The following is a 15,402-nucleotide window of genomic DNA, read 5'->3' on the forward strand; positions in this document are numbered from 1 at the left end:
GGGCCGGGACACCCGCGTCCCGGCCCTGCTCATTGATTGGCTGCTTATTGACTGATTTCCAGCAGTGAGCGGTCTTTCGTGCGGACCCCGAGCCGGATCAGAAGGGTTGCTAGCAGGAGCATGCCGATCATGGCCACGCCGGCTGGGATTGCTCCTGCCTGGATAAGGATGGGAAGAACGATGAAGGGAGCGACCGCGCCGCCAAGGTGGCCGATTCCGTCACAAATTGATGCGGCTGTTCCCCGTGAAGTGGTGGGGAAGACTTCTGCGGTGTAGGTGTAGGCAGGTGTGGCCATGAAGGTGATGCCGGCGGTGGCCAGCAGCGAACCTACGGTGGCTGCGAGCTGTCCCCATCCCGAGATCATGACCGCGATACCGACGGCGAAGGCCAACGTTCCAATGATGATCATGGTGCGCCGTTCCCACTTTTCGATGAGCGCGACGACCGTGAAGCCGATGATCAGTGGAGCGGCACGGGTCAGGACGGTCACCAGCAGCGCATCAGAAGTGGATACTCCGACGCCCTTCAGGAGTAGGGGCAGATAACTGGAGAAGCCATACATGGCGATGTAGAAGATAAACCAAAAACCCAGGACTGTAAGCAAACGTCCAAGCAGGGGGCGCTTGAGCAGGGCCCTGATGGGGCTTTGTTGAGGAACGTTGAGGTCAGGGGTTTCCGCAACGTGAAGCAGTGCCTGGTCATTTTCCGGTTCCAATCCCGCATTTCGCTCCATCTTTCGTGTTATGGCCGTCGCTTCCTCTACCCGGCCTTGAGAGATCAGCCAGCGCGGGGACTCCATCAGGTCCCGCTTGTTGACGAACGGCAGTATCAGCAGTACCAAAGCGCCGATTCCCATCAGGACCCGCCATCCCTCGGAGGGCATCGCCATGAGGATGGACAGGGAGGCGAAACCGATGACCAGGTTCAGGACTCCACCGATGACATAGAGAAAGGACAGGTACTTGCCGCGCTGATTCTTGGGTGCCATTTCGCCGATGTACGCCGAGCACAGCGCCAGCACGGCCCCCATCCCTCCGCCGGTCAGCAAACGGAAGAAGGACAGCGAGGCGACGTCCCAGGAAAGAGCGGTCAGTGCCCCGCCCACCCCCAGCAGGGCGATGGTCAGGAACAGTCCGATCTGCCGGCCGCGCTTATCGGAGATGTGCCCAAAGGCGTAGGCGCCTATGGCATAACCGGCCAGGTTGGCGGTCACGGGCCAGGACAGTTCGGCTGTGGTGATGTGGATTCCGGCCATCATCGAAGGGATCGATACGGCGAAGACGCCGATATCGTAGTTAGCGAAGAAGAAGGCCAGCATCAATGCTGTCCACGCGGCTCTGCTCAATCCCACGCGGGGCATTCGATCAATTGCTTCTTCCACGGTACGCCCGACCCGCCCCGCCGGCAGCGGCTCAACAGTGAGCCCACGCACTGCATTGCTTATATCTTCAGACATCTTTGTCCCTTTTCTCGCGGCCAGCAGGCCGCTGGCTATTGTTTGATGAAAACTGGGATGCTTTCGTCTCCCGGACCCGGGCCGGAACGCTCGAAGGCAAGGCGGACGGTTGCGCCGGCGAGGTCCTCGTCGGGGTCGAAGCCGCGAATTTCCGTCCACCACCACGGTCCTTCGTGGAGCTGGACGATCCCGACGACTGTACGGAGGGTCTCCCCGTCAGGTGTTCTCGAGTGCGGAACAGACCAGGACACGACCGTGGCCCGTCCCGATGCGGGCACGTGCTCGTACCGGCTACGGTCCGAGGAGGTGTCATGGCGCGGATCCAGTAATTCTCCGGTCGTGAGATCCCTGATGAGCAGGAATTGACCTCGGCTGGTCCCGTCAAAAAATGCCGCGGTTTCGTTGTCCCGCCGCACTGGCATGATGGCCATGCGTGTCTCCTTTCTAGACCGTGCCGAGCACGAGGGTTGCGTGATGGTCGAGTGTCCCGCCGTTGCCGGAGACAAGGACCCGGTCATGCCTGCTGACCTGCCGCTCCCCTGCTTGTCCGCGGGCCTGGATGACGGCCTCGGACAGCGGCGTCATTCCCCACAGGTAGTAGGAGGAAAGCTGTCCGCCGCCGGTATTGACCGCAAGTGAGCCGCCCGGGCCGAGGACTCCGGGCTGTGCCAGGAAGGGACCGCCTTCGCCCTTGTCGCAGAAACCATAGTCTTCGAGGGTCACTAGGGCCGTGTAGCTGTAGCAGTCGTACACTTCCACGAGGTCAATCTCGTCCAGTGACGTGTCCGCCATTTTGAGGGCAGCCGGGCCGGCTGTCGCCGCGCCGGAGGTGAGGCCGAAGTCGTCATTGCGCACGCCCGTGCGGCCCGGGTGGGCCTGCGCCCATCCCAGCACCTCCACCGGAGGTTGAGGGAGCAGGCGTGCCCGCTCCAGTGAGGTGATCACCAGAGCTATTCCGCCGTTGGAGACGAGGCAGCAGTCGAAGAGGTGGAAAGGTTCGGAGATGTACCGCGACGCGTGGTAGTCCTCCAGCGTCAGCGGAGTTCGTAGTTGTGCGAGGGGGTTCATCATGGCCCATTTCCTTTGGGCGACGGCGATGGCTCCGAGGTGGTCGCTGGTCGTGCCGTACTTACGCATATGGCGGCGGGCTGCCAAAGCATAATAGGTGTTGGCGCTGTAAATGCCGGAGGAGGCGAGCAGGCCGCGCCACCCGGTGCTGCCTTCAGAGGCTGACTTATAGGCGGCGCTGCCACCTCGGTTTTCTTTGAGTGGGTCATCAGCCCACACGATGGCGATGGTCTCTGCCATTCCTGACTGAACGGCCATGGAGGCGTACTGCACCATTTGAGCCGCTGTTGAGCCGTAACCCTGCATGTGCGTCAGCAGGTTGAGGTCTGTCACCCCCAAGGCGCCCTGGAGGTTGAGCCCGAGACCTTGGCTCAGCCCTCCGGACATGATGAGCCCGTCAACGTCTCCGAGGCTTATGCCGGCGTCTGCTACCGCATTTCGGACGGCGATCGCGGCGAACTCTGTGGCGGAGTAGCTGTAAACCTTTCCAATGTCGCTGAGCCCCAGTCCGGCGATGGCGGTGCGTTTCTGCCCCATGGTCAGCGGCCCTGCCACTGCGGTGCACGCTTTTGGGCAAAGGCTGTCATGCCCTCGCGGGCGTCTTCTGTCGCCATCAATCGAAGGCCTTCGTCGGCTCCGCGTTCCCAGTCGGCGGCTTCGTCAGGCACCTGCCCGTCTGTGATGCCCTGAGCTATTCGTTTGCTGGCCTGGACAGCCAAGGGTGCGTTGGCGAGAATCTCATCGGCCAAGGCGAAGGCGGCGGGGAGGAGACTGTGTGCGTCCACGACCCGGTTGATCAGGCCGAGTTCCAGGGCACGCTGCGCTGTGATGGGTTTGCCGGTGAGGATGGCTTCCATCGCTACCTTGTGTGGTATCTGCCGGGGAAGGCGGAACGCTCCCCCGGCCCCGGCGTAGATCCCACGTTTGACTTCCGGCAGGCCAAATGTTGCTGTGTCCGCGGCAACGGCGAGGTCGCTGGCGAGGGTGATCTCCGTCCCGCCTCCGAGTGCGAAGCCGTTGACGGCTGCAATGGTTGGCTTGGAGATGTGGTGCGTGACGTAGCCGGCGAAGCCCCACCCGCGGACGGTTTCGTCGTCGGATGAGAGTTCACCTGCCGCGGCGGCTTTGAGGTCCGCACCTGCGCAGAAGGCACGGTCCCCGGCCCCGGTAATGATGACGCACCAAACATCCGGGGTGTTCTCGGCGTAGTCCAGGGCGTCGCCCACCCCTTGGGTGAGGTGTTTGTTGACAGCGTTTCTTGCCTCTGGCCTGTTCAGGGTGATGAGCAGTACGTGGCCGCGCCGTTCGGCAAGGACGGCGCTCTCGCCGCCAACGGTGACCGGTACGGGTGCGAGGTTGATGGTGGCGGAAGTTTCAGTGATCTGGGTGGTCATGGGTTTTCCGTTCTGTTGTGCACGGGTCAGGCAACGGGGAGGCTTCGGGCGGCCGGGTTTTCTTCCAGGGCTCCCTGGCCCAGGAGACGGTCGACTTCCGCGTCGTCAAGGTCGAGAGTGTCGATGAGGACTTCGCGGGTGTGCTCGCCCATCAACGGAGCGGAAGTGAGGAGGGGGTCGGGCAGGACCTGGCTTCGTGTTTCGCCCAGGTTGGTGATGAGGGGTTCATCGAGCTGGGGTTGGATCAGTTCGCCGAAGACTCTCCTGCCGCGCAGGTGCGGGTCGGTTTGCAGATCCTTTGCCCGGAGCATGGCGCCGGCTGGAACTCCTGCCGCTTGCAGGAAGGCCGCGGCGGAGTGGGGATTTCGCGACTGGGTCCATTGGGCCAGCAAGTGGCGCAATTCGTTCCGTCGGGCCCATCTGCGGGCGGGTGTTGAAAACGCCGGGTCTCGTGCAAGGTCGGGACGGCCGATGGTGATAGCTGCGGCCCGGAAACGCTCATCCGTGTCGGCATCGATGACGATCCATTCATCATCACCCTTGGCAGGGAATACGCCTCGGAAGGCGTCAAAGGGGCGGTCGTTCCCGGCCGTCTGCAGGCCTCCACTGCCGGGGGCCAAGGATTCAGCCAGCAGCGCGTCGGCGAGCCCGCCGAAGATCGCGTCTACCTGAGCGGTGCTGACCTGTCCGCCGAATCCCGTGCGGTCCCTGCGTACGAGCAGCGCAACAATGGCCGCCGCGTTCAGGCGGGCTACCACGTGGTCCGGGAAAATGGTGATCGCGTCGCTGAAGCCGTCCTGCTCGTCGGGATAGGACCAAAGTGAGGAGAGCCCTGCGCTTGCACGGACAAGTGGCCCGTAGCCCAGGCGCCGGCTCCAGGATCCGTGGTTCCCGAAGGCGCTTGATTCGGAAAGAATGACCCTTGGATTGAGACGTCGCAGTGTTTCCATGTCGAACCCGAGCGATGCGAGGGTTCCGGGTTTAAAGTTGGTAAGGATGACGTCTGAAACCTTGACCAGTTCGGCGAAGATTTGCTTTCCTTCATCGCTGCGGAGGTTCAGTCCAAGGCTGCGCTTGTTCCGCATCCCCCACGAGGCGCTTTCGGTGATGGGCTCGCCGTTGGGTGATTGGCGGGATCCGTCGGGGAACGAGGAGGATTCCACCTTGATGACGTCGGCACCATAGTCGGCGAAGAGCCGACCCAGCTCAGATCCGACTACGATGACGCCAAGGTCCAGCACGCGCAGTCCCTCGAAAGGCAACTTCCCTGGTCGCGCACCCGGCAGTGGAACCAGTCCGGTGATGAGCGATGACGGGGTTGCCTGGCCAAGCCGGGGTCCGGGGCCTTGGGCGGGAACCCGGACGCCATCAATTTCGTACCAGCCGGAGTGCACGGCGGCGAGGTGTCCTGCTATGGAGGTCGACAGGAAAGAACCGTTTTCACGGAAAGCGTCTTCGGCGAGTACCTCGCGGGGACCAGCCATGGCTGCTGTGGGAACACCGAGTTTTTGGCCTTGCTCCACGGCCTCTTCCATGGTCAGCGTTTCGAACAGCTGACCAATCAGCGGGTACAGCTGCGGTGCTGCGGCGAAGCGGGCATTCGTGCTGTCGAATTTCGGATCAGCGAAGTCTGCCGGGCGGTCGAGCCATTCGAACATGCCCTGCCATTGCCGCTTGGAAAGGACGCAGATGCGCACCCATCCGTTGGCGGCACGGAAGATGGGATACAGGTGCCGGGCATCGGGCCGCCCCCGTGGAAGATCCCTCAGAGGGACACCCACGCGGGCGCTGCCTCCGATCCCGAACACAGGATCCAGGATTTGGATCAACGCCTCTTGAACCGAGAAATCTGCCATGTCTCCGTTTCCGGTTGCCCGCACGTTGGCCAGTTCAAGCATGACGGCCCACACAGCCTGGACAGCCGCCGATTCGTACATGAGGAACTCCGGCGGCAGCAGCGGCTCCACCACCTCGGGCAACCCCGAACGGGACAGGACCGTGCTTAGTGCGGCATGGACGTCGGCGGTTCCCGTCCATGCCGCCCGGTCGCCAAAGGAACCGAAGTCACTGAGTTCCATGACAACAAGGCGTTGGTTGGAAATCCTCAAAGTTTCCGCATCCAGACCCTTCTGCGCCCATTGACGAACGGAACCGTCACGGATGACTACGCTGGCTCCCTGGGCGAGGTCCAGAAATTCCTGGCGCCCGGCATCTGTATCGGTATCAACGACCAGGCTTTGCTTCCCCGCGTTTCGTACCTCAAAGGTGAGGCTCACGTCCTTAAACATCACGCCACTCCGCCTCGCCTGCGCTCCCCCAGGTGGCTCCACCCGGATGACCTCGGCGCCGAGGTCGGACAGAATCCGCCCCACTGTCTGCAGTGGTCCGTCAACAACATCGATGACCCGGATGCCGGTTAGAGGCCTGTTGGCTGAGGCGGCAAAGTCCTTCATATGACACTCCCTTGTGCTTCAGAGGATCCGAACGCCTCTGTTGCCAAGAACTCTCCCGCTTCGGCTCCCAATGGCCCAGCGCAATTATCGAGCGGTGCCGTCATCATGTGACGCAGGTAACACCGGACCATTTGTGCATCGTCTACCGGTCCACTCAGGACATGGATTCGCGGGAGAGAAGGAACTACAGTGACCGGGTGGAGCTCTCACAACTGAATGCGTACGTTGCGGTTTCGCGATGGGGTACCATCGCTGCTGCCGCAAATGCCTTGCACGTCACCCCATCGCCACTGAGCCGGACAATCAAGGAACTCGAACGCCGGCTGGGTCAGGATCTGTTCGAGCGCTCCTATCATCAATTTCATCTCACGGATTTTGGCGCCCAGTTCCTGCCCAAGGCCGTGGAGATCCTGGCCCAAGCAGACGAGGCAGAGCGTTTTGCCCGCGGTGAGGCAGCTCCGTTCAGGATGGGCGGAACGCCCTGGACATCTTCGATGCTGACCCGGCGCCTGACCGAAGCAGCCAACACGTATGCCACCGTGGTAGACCAGTTCCAGTCCGATCTTTCGTCAGTGCTCCTGAGAGCCATGCAGCACGGCGACCTTGATCTGGCTCTCGTGCATCTTCCCGTGGAGGAACCGGGCATATCGACCTCCGCGCTGATCAGATACCGCTACGCGGTCGCTGCCGTAGGGGAACCTGGTTTACCGACGGACCGCCCCCTGCGTCTTGGAGACCTCCGCGGGCGCAGCGTCCTGTCCTTCCCGCTCATCATGCAACCGGCCCCCATGCAGGCCTTCAGGGATACCCTCCTGAACGCCGGCGTGGAATCCATCCACGAGATCGACCTGCGTGAGCTGATAGGACTGCAGGCACGCATGGGCCGCACGGACGAGCTCATGCTGGTCACCCCGGGCAAAGACCTGCCTTCGGGAAGGTTCCTGGACCTCGACCAGATGCAGCTGTATCCGTTGGCCGATGACGAACTGGAAATGGAGGTCGGACTCGCTTGGCGATCACGTGACAGCGTCCACGGCGACACGATCAGGTCCATCGTGGAGAACCTGCACCCGTCCGGGGATGACCTCCCCTTTTTGGACTGAGGGAACACCAGAATGTCGTCACTTGATCTGCAGCGGCTCCGTTGCTTTCTCGCTGTGGTGGAGGAGAAAAACTTTGGCCGGGCAGCCCAGCGCCTGAACATCACCGCCGCCCCGTTGAGCAGGCAGATCAGGCGGCTCGAGAACGAACTGGGCGGGGACTTGTTTGTCCGGGCCTACCACGACGTCGAACTCACGTCACTCGGGTCCTCACTATTGGGCCCGATCCGCGCCACCGTTGCAGCCGCCGACGCCGTATGGGCCGCTGCCGAACAATTGCGCACAACCGGAGCGCCGCTAAGGGTAGGGGCAACACCATATGCACCCAGCCCCTTACTCGATTCGTTCCTTGAGGTCCTGAAACAAGGGAACTTTCCGATAGAGAACGAAGTCCTCATCGGTCCAGGCAGCAACGAACTGGCCAGGCAGCTTAAGACAGGGGCCCTCGACCTCGCGCTGGTTCACCTTCCTGCCGCCGAAGGCCTCGATGCCTTGCAATGGACAAGTTACAAACTATCAATAGCGGTCCGCAGCGATGACGAGCTAGCAATACGCAACTCGCTGACACTGTCAGACCTCTCCGGACGACGAATCATCCATCCCCTCGCCAGGCTTCTGCCCAAAGTGTGGGAAGAACACAAAGTACAGCTGCGTTCCGCAGGCGTGACCAACATTGACAACTCCGAAGTCCTGGGCATCGCAGAGATTGCTACCCATGTCTGGTCACGCCGGCTGGTCTCTTTCGTTCCCGATGTTCCCGGGTCGGTGCTGAGCAGGGTGTTCGCCGCCCCGCAATTCACCGTCATCCCCGTCACCGGGGAAACCCTGATCATGAAAACCGGCATCCTGTGGTCCCCAAGCCAAGCCCAGAGGTCCCCGCTCCTGCAACGCGCCCTAATGGCCCTGCGCGACGTCGACCTTCAAGTCTGAAACCCAAACCAGCCCCGCCGCCACACATCGCTCTTTAAGCAATGTGCTCGTGGCTACATTGGCGATTCACATCCACCCCGCCTGATGGAAGGCTCTTTCTAACACCCGGGGTGCCACGGCCCTGCGTGACAGAGCTATGAAAGTAGGACGCAGCATGCCTGAGCTTGATCCCCGAACACCTGTCCTGATCGGAGTAGGCCAAATCATCGATCGCTTCGGCGAGGAAGGCTACGAAGGTCTCTCCGCAGTGGATCTGGCTGCCCGGGCCGCTTCCCGCGCGCTTGACGATGCAGAAGCCGATACCCGCGGTATCGCCCAGGCGATCGACACCGTGGCGGGCATCCGCCAGTTTGAAATCTCAACCCCTGGCGCTCCTGCCCCGCTTGGAAAGTCAAACAACTATCCCCGGTCGGTAGCCCAGCGCCTGGGAGCTGATCCGCGCCGGGCGGTCCTGGAAGTCGGAGGTGGCCAAGGCCCGCAGCACCTCGTCACTGAACTGGCAGGCAACATTGCTGCCGGCCGCAGCCGGGTGGCCCTGATCTTTGGATCCGAAGCGATTTCGACAGCGCGGGCCCTGGCCCAATCACCGCAGAAGCCGGACTTCTCAGAGACCGTCGATGGCAGCCTGGAAGACCGCGGGTTCGGCCTGAAAGGCCTGATTTCCATGGAGTTGGCCAACCACGGGCTGACAGATGCCCCAAGCCAGTACGCTCTCCTGGAAAACGCCCGCAGACAACGGCTCGGGCTGACCAAAACCGAGTATGCACAGCAGATCGGTCAATTGTTCGCCCCGTTCACCGCCGTGGCAGCTGGGAACCCTTACGCTTCCGCGCCGGTCAAACGTTCCGCTGACGAGCTCACCACGCCCACAGAGACCAACCGGCCCATTGCGGAACCGTACGGCCGGTACGTCGTCGCACGTGACCAGGTGAACCAAGGCGCAGCAGTGCTGCTGGCGTCTGTTGAAGCAGCCCGTGAACTTGGTGTCCCCGAAAGCAAATGGGTCTTTGTACACGGTCACGCCGACGTCCGGGAGCGGAACCTGTTGGACCGCCCTGACCTCTCGGCCAGCCCGGCAGCGCAACTGGCCTCGAAAGCAGCCCTGGACATGGCCGGCATCACCACCTACAACGTCTCCACATGGGACTTCTACAGCTGCTTTCCCATCCCGGTCTTCAATGCCGCCATCGACGGATTGGAACTGTCCGCGTCGGACCCGCGCCGCCTGACGCTCACGGGAGGGCTGCCGTTCTTCGGTGGCGCGGGAAACAACTACTCCATGCACGCCATCGCCGAAACGGTTCAGCGAGCCCGTAAGGAACCTGGTAGTTTCGGCTTCGTCGGGGCCAACGGCGGAATCATGAGCAAGTATTCAACGGCCGTCTACTCCACGACGCCGAAGCAGTGGCAGCAAGACCTGTCCCACCACGTCCAAGAGTTAGTGGATGCCCCGGCTGCCGTCCCGCAGGTCAGCCGGGCCAACGGATGGGCCACCATCGAAACGTACACCGTCAAGCATGACCGGGAAGGGCGTAAAGTCGGCATCGTCATCGGCCGCTTGGAAAACACCGGGGAACGATTCGTCGCCATGGGCCTGGAGAATGACCAGGAGATCCTGACACTGCTGAACTCCGATGAACCGATCGGGCAGCGCGTTTGGGCAGTTTCCACCGGTCCGGGCAACCGCGTAACCACCACCGCCGAGCGGGCACAAGCACTGCTCCCGGCGAAACCTTTGGCCATCCGCGGCGACTATGAGTACATCACTGCCGAGCGTGAAGGTCACCTACTGACTGTCACCATTAATCGTCCGGAGGCCCGGAACTCCTTGTTCCCGCCCGCGCATGAGGAACTGGCCGAAGTCTTCGATGCCTTCTTCGCAGATCGTGACCTGTGGGTGGCCATCGTTACCGGCGCCGGAGACAAAGCCTTCTCCGCAGGCAACGACCTGGTCTACTCGGCCTCGGGAAAGCCGAACTACATTCCCGAGTCAGGGTTCGCTGGCCTGACCAGCCGCCGGGGAATGACCAAACCAGTCATCGCCGCGGTCAATGGTTTCGCCATGGGAGGCGGCTTCGAAACAGCGCTGGCCTGCCACCTGGTCGTCGCAGACGCGACGGCCCAATTCGCGCTCAGCGAAGTCAAGGTTGGTCTGGTCGCCGGAGCAGGCGGAGTGGTCCGCCTCCCCCGGGCCATCCCCGAGAAAGTTGCCTACGAACTCGTTCTCACCGGACGCCGGATTGGCGCCCAGGAAGCCAAGGACCTGGGCATCGTCAACCGCACCGCTCCGGCGGGACAGGCACTCGCCGCGGCCAAGGAACTGGCCGCGGAAATCATGGAAAACTCACCCACCTCTGTCCGGGTGTCCTTGGAAGTGATGGAGGCAACACGGGGCATCGCGGACGTGGTTGACGCCGTCACGGCTAGGACCTCAGCCTTCGATGACCTGATGTCCAGCGCCGACGCGATCGAAGGACTCACCGCCTTCGCCACAAAGCGCGCCCCGCAATGGAAAAACCAATAACCACCCTCAAAGGAAAGATGACGACGATGTCAGAAATTACCCCGGAACGGCTTAAGAGCCTTTTCCGTCCCCGCAGTGTTGCCCTGGTCGGGGCTAGTGACAAATCCCAGTTCTCCCATATTGCCTATAACAACCTCACCCAGTTTGGATTCGGGGAACACACCCATCTGGTAAACCCCCGCAACTCCGTGGTCCACGGTCGCAGCGCGGTTCCCCGGCTTGCCGACATCGACGAACCCGTTGACGTCGCGTTTCTCATGGTCCCCCAAGCCATTACCCTCCAAACCACGAGCGAAGCTGCCGCAGCCGGTATCCGCAACGCCGTGATCCTCTCATCCGGCTACGGCGAAGCAGGCGCAGCCGGACGCAAGGCAGAGGATGACCTTATCGCCCATGCCGAGGAACTGGGCATGCTGCTTCTTGGCCCCAACCACCTGGGCTTCGCCAACTTCGTTGACCAGATCCCCGTGACCGCAATCCCCGGATTGCCCCGCAAATCCGGCCCCATCGCTCTGCTATCCCAAAGCGGAGCCAGCTCCTCGGCCATGCTCGATTTCGCCACAATGTCAGGTAACGAGCTCAGCTACATGGTTACGCTCGGCAACGAGGCCATGATCACCGCAGGCCACGCTCTGGACTTCTTCGTCGAAGACGAGGACACAAAAGCCATCGCTATCTTCCTCGAGACGGTACGGGAACCGGAAGTCTTCCGCCGGGCGGCACTGAAGGCGCTTCATGCAGGAAAGGCTGTGGTCGCGCTGAAGGCCGGATCCAGCCAGCTGGCCGCCAGAACAGCCGCGGCACACACCGGCGCGCTCGTCGGGGATGACCGCACTGTCGATGCGATCTTCCGGGACCTCGGTGTCATCCGGGTCGACACCATCGAGGACATGATGATCACCGCAGGCCTTGCCGCCCACACCGGTCCGCTTGGCCCGGGCGGGCTGGGGGTGGTGTCAATCTCCGGCGGGGCGTGCGACATCGTTGCTGACAGGGCCGAAGATGCCGGACTTGAGCTCCCGGAAATCACTGACGCCACCCATGCACGCCTGACAGAGATCATGCCTGAGTACGGAACCATCCAGAACCCGCTCGACGTCACAGGTGCCGCGGTCATCGACCGATCCATCTTTACCCACGGCATCACAGCCATGGCGGCTGACCCGGGCATTGCAGCAGTGGCAGTGGTCAACTCACTGCCCTGGGCCGGCGAAGGACCGTGGATGGGCATGCCGATTACTGACGCGATCGGGGCGGGCATCAACGGGGCCCGGAAACCGGCAGTTCTGGTCAACCAGGTTCTCCAGCCACTGACCCAATACTCGCGCGATATCCTCGACCACGCCGGCCTGGTCACTGCCATAGGTGGCCTCGGCGAAGCCGTGACGGCTTTCGGCGGTGTCATGAGATGGTCCGAACGTCGGAGGGAAGTGCTGGCCGAGTCGGACAATTCAACCCAAGCAGCCCCCAAACTGGACCTGCCGGCCGCCCCGGAAGGCTCCTGGTCCGAACACATCTCCAGGGAACTCCTGGCAAACGCTGGAATTCCCGTCGTTCCCGCGTTCCTCGCCCGCTCGGAAGAGGAAGCCGTGGCCGCAGCACGCCGACTGAATTCGCCGGTCGCTCTCAAAGTCGCTTCCCCCGACATTGCCCACAAGAGCGACATCGGCGGTGTCCGGCTCGGTGTTGAGGGCGAATCCGCAGTGCGGGAGGCCTATCAGATTGTCCGCGCTGCAGGAGAAACGGTCGAGGGGGCCTGGATTGACGGCGTCCTGGTTTCACCGATGCGCTCCGGAGGCACCGAACTGCTGGTCGGAGCGGTCCAGGACCCAACGTGGGGACCAATGCTGGCCATCGCACTGGGCGGAGTCTTCGTCGAAGTGTTCCAGGATTCGGTTCTGACCCAGGTCCCGGTCTCCCCGGAACGGGCGAAGAAACTCCTCAAGGGACTGAAAGCCGCACCGCTGCTCGACGGTGTACGAGGAAACAAGCCCGCTGACCTCGACAAGCTTGCACAAGTTATTTCAAGCATCGGCGACCTTGTCCATGCTTTGGGAGACAACCTCGAATCACTGGAGGTCAACCCCCTGCGCGTGGACGGGGACCAGATCGAAGCGCTGGACGCCCTGATTACCTGGCGTCCAACCATGGCGCCCATCCACTAGAGAGACGGATCAGGGGCCTCTATACCGAAAAGGCGCTGCTCTTCACATAGGAGCAGCGCCTTTTCGTTAACCTGCTGCTGTATCCGCGGCAAAGCCAGACGTTCATCAGCGCAGAATCTCACATAATCTGAGGCCCTACTTTCGGTCCTAAAACCTTCAAGACCACCGTAGGCGTGGCAAAGCGCCGCCGGCTTTCAACCTTAACCTATGGGCCCTTATCGCCATGTTTGCCCGTTTCACCTCGCTCAGCCGTCAAGCGCATGATGCGGCAAACCTTCATTTGCAGTACCGCTATGACTACACGAACATAACCACTTCATGGCACTCGATGGGCTTAGCGACTGAACTCTCACGTCAGAGTGACCCCGCAGGTCATGTCGCTATGGCCACTCACAGGAGATGAATAGGGGTAGGGCGAAGGAGGGACAGGCCATAGGGAGTGTGGACAATGTCCACACTCCCTATGGCCTGACAAAGCAGCGGACACCCTGGCACACGACGTCAGCAACGAGCCAAACCCAAGATCTTTAATGCAGGACCGCCAAGTCATGTCGCATTCAGTCCTCCTACCCATGAACGGATGCAGGCAAATCACGATCTACCGGACGAAGCAGGAAAGGAACGTATAACCGCAGATCAAAGCCAGCGGAGGGCCGACCAGCCAGGACGATGAACCCTCTCCCCCACAACCAAACAGACGAACCGCGGCGCCAGGCATACCCCGCGACTAGTGCCAGAGGGATCTGACCAACCCGAATGTACACACGTTAAAGCAAAAACCCCTCTGTCGAGGGGGTATGCGGACTCTGTCGCAGAATCCGAATACACCGAAGCCACGCCGCTCCCTAAGACGCCGGGTGTGCGAGCGGCGGGTGGGACGGCAGGCTCAAGCGTCTTCCCGTCGTGCGCTTTGGTTCCTCTTAGATCGCTCTTCCTTGAAACCGCTAGTTGACGGTCATGGCGCCGGTCCATCGAGTACCCATGGATGACTGACAGTCGCGGGATGCCGGGCCAGTCAACATGAGGAGACAAAAGACATTCGAACGCACGAGGAGATCGTAGACATGAACGCGTTAACCATCAGGGACCCAGCAGATCTCCTCAGCTTTATCGGCCATACCCTCGGTTTCTGGCCCCAGGAAAGCCTGGTCTGCATCACCCTGAACCGCGACAACGTCGGAGCAACTCTGCGCATCGACCTCCCCCGTGAACCAGGGCATGAACGCCTCTTCGCCCGCACAGTCGTCAGCTACCTAACCAACGACGCCAACGCCTCCAGCATCGTCTTCGCCCTCTACACCTCAGCCACAACAGAGCCTGGTCAACCGAAACCGCACACCGCAACCATCGCAGCCCTCAGCGGGGTCCTCGCAGAAAACAACATCACTATTCGCGACGGTATCTTCGTCGGGAACGACACCTACTCCCCTTACGACAGCGAACCCGGCCAAAACATCACTCTGCCCCTCAGCACCACCGAGTACAGCCACGTGAACGCCGAGTTCATCTACCGCGGCAGCACCATCGCAGCCACCAACCAGATCACTCTGCCGCGACGAAGACACCAAGCCTACGACGCAATGGCGGTCAATGAACAAAAGACAACCATTGGAGCCATGCACCCAGAAGAAGCCTTCGAACACGCCCACCGGCTCTGGACCGATCTACTGGACGCCAAGGAATACCCCGCCGATGAAGACACCCTGACACTGATCGCTTATTTCCAGATCCCCACATCCGCAACCAACTCATGGCGGACATCCCAGGCATAGACGAACCGCCACAGCACGTGCTCTTCGCACAAACCCAGAGCGCACCAAAGTGGTCTCGTATTGAATGGGGCCAACAGCTACTCCTCCATGCCTACACACGGACTAGCCCTGAGAACGCAGCTCCTATCCTCACGACCATTGGCTACATTAATTGGTGGGAAGGCAGAGGCTCCAAAGCACACCAATTCATGCAGCTCGCCCTCGACACAGACCCCAGCTACCGTTTCGCGAGGCTTAGCGACCAGATGCTCGGGGCAGGCATCATCGCAGGCTGGAACAAAAACCGAGATACCGCCTATAGGACACAATTGGACATGCCCTAAATCCCAGCGGCCCTAAGCCAGGCGGCAAACCGCGCGAGAAATCCTCTGCCTGCAACTTCCACCGTCAAACTCAGCATGGCAAATATCCGACATCTGCTTTTTCGTGGACAAGATGTGGCTGAATTTCCCGGTTCGGTCAGGCTGCCGTGCACCCTAGGCATGCAGATGCACATCAAACGTCGTAGGCCCGGACGCGCGCCATCAGATGCCCGGTGT

The 15,402-nt window shown here is 61.6% G+C and carries 11 protein-coding genes; 6 read left to right on the forward strand and 5 right to left on the reverse strand.

Translation table 11 applies throughout. The features are described from left to right. Nucleotides 1-44: 44 nt before the first annotated feature. Genes QF015_RS03140 through QF015_RS03160 form a run of 5 tightly spaced genes read right to left on the reverse strand, consistent with a single transcriptional unit; the run spans nucleotide 45 to nucleotide 6,372 of the window. On the reverse strand, nucleotides 45-1,457 hold the full coding sequence (locus QF015_RS03140) for an MFS transporter (protein ID WP_429386907.1): 1,413 nt from the start codon (nucleotides 1,455-1,457) through the stop codon (nucleotides 45-47). 35 nt (nucleotides 1,458-1,492) lie between these two features. Then, nucleotides 1,493-1,888 (reverse strand): Zn-ribbon domain-containing OB-fold protein, encoded by a 396-nt coding sequence (locus QF015_RS03145; protein ID WP_429386909.1) that lies wholly within the window; start codon nucleotides 1,886-1,888, stop codon nucleotides 1,493-1,495. Nucleotides 1,889-1,901: 13 nt separating this feature from the next. Next, on the reverse strand, nucleotides 1,902-3,062 hold the full coding sequence (locus QF015_RS03150) for a thiolase family protein (RefSeq protein WP_429386911.1): 1,161 nt from the start codon (nucleotides 3,060-3,062) through the stop codon (nucleotides 1,902-1,904). Between the two features lie 2 nt (nucleotides 3,063-3,064). Next, entirely contained in the window at nucleotides 3,065-3,919 is an 855-nt protein-coding gene (locus QF015_RS03155) for a crotonase/enoyl-CoA hydratase family protein (RefSeq protein WP_429386913.1), read from the reverse strand. 26 nt (nucleotides 3,920-3,945) lie between these two features. Beyond that, complete coding sequence (locus tag QF015_RS03160) at nucleotides 3,946-6,372, reverse strand: CoA transferase (RefSeq protein WP_429386915.1); 2,427 nt, start codon at nucleotides 6,370-6,372, stop codon at nucleotides 3,946-3,948. Nucleotides 6,373-6,569: 197 nt separating this feature from the next. Here QF015_RS03160 and QF015_RS03165 point away from each other — a divergent pair, with 197 nt between their 5' ends. The 6 genes from QF015_RS03165 to QF015_RS03190 all read left to right on the forward strand — a co-directional run bounded on the left by QF015_RS03165 (nucleotide 6,570) and on the right by QF015_RS03190 (nucleotide 15,186). After that, nucleotides 6,570-7,475, forward strand: coding sequence for a LysR family transcriptional regulator (locus QF015_RS03165; protein ID WP_429386917.1), 906 nt, complete (start codon nucleotides 6,570-6,572; stop codon nucleotides 7,473-7,475). Nucleotides 7,476-7,487: 12 nt separating this feature from the next. After that, complete coding sequence (locus tag QF015_RS03170; RefSeq protein WP_429386919.1) at nucleotides 7,488-8,402, forward strand: LysR family transcriptional regulator; 915 nt, start codon at nucleotides 7,488-7,490, stop codon at nucleotides 8,400-8,402. 154 nt (nucleotides 8,403-8,556) lie between these two features. Then, the gene (locus tag QF015_RS03175; RefSeq protein WP_429386921.1) at nucleotides 8,557-10,926 is read left to right on the forward strand and encodes an acetyl-CoA acetyltransferase; all 2,370 of its coding nucleotides are present in this window, start codon (nucleotides 8,557-8,559) and stop codon (nucleotides 10,924-10,926) included. A 26-nt stretch (nucleotides 10,927-10,952) separates the two neighbouring features. Then, nucleotides 10,953-13,091 (forward strand): acetate--CoA ligase family protein, encoded by a 2,139-nt coding sequence (locus QF015_RS03180; protein WP_429386923.1) that lies wholly within the window; start codon nucleotides 10,953-10,955, stop codon nucleotides 13,089-13,091. Between the two features lie 1,064 nt (nucleotides 13,092-14,155). After that, a complete protein-coding gene (locus QF015_RS03185) occupies nucleotides 14,156-14,863 on the forward strand; it encodes a DUF4192 family protein (RefSeq protein WP_429386925.1) in 708 nt (235 codons plus the stop codon). Further along, entirely contained in the window at nucleotides 14,842-15,186 is a 345-nt protein-coding gene (locus QF015_RS03190; protein ID WP_429386927.1) for a DUF4192 family protein, read from the forward strand. The genes QF015_RS03185 and QF015_RS03190 overlap by 22 nt, the downstream gene beginning before the upstream one ends. Nucleotides 15,187-15,402: the final 216 nt, after the last annotated feature.

The sequence above is a fragment of the Paenarthrobacter sp. TE4293 genome (genome assembly GCF_050435325.1).
Lineage (GTDB): Bacteria > Actinomycetota > Actinomycetes > Actinomycetales > Micrococcaceae > Arthrobacter > Arthrobacter nitroguajacolicus_C.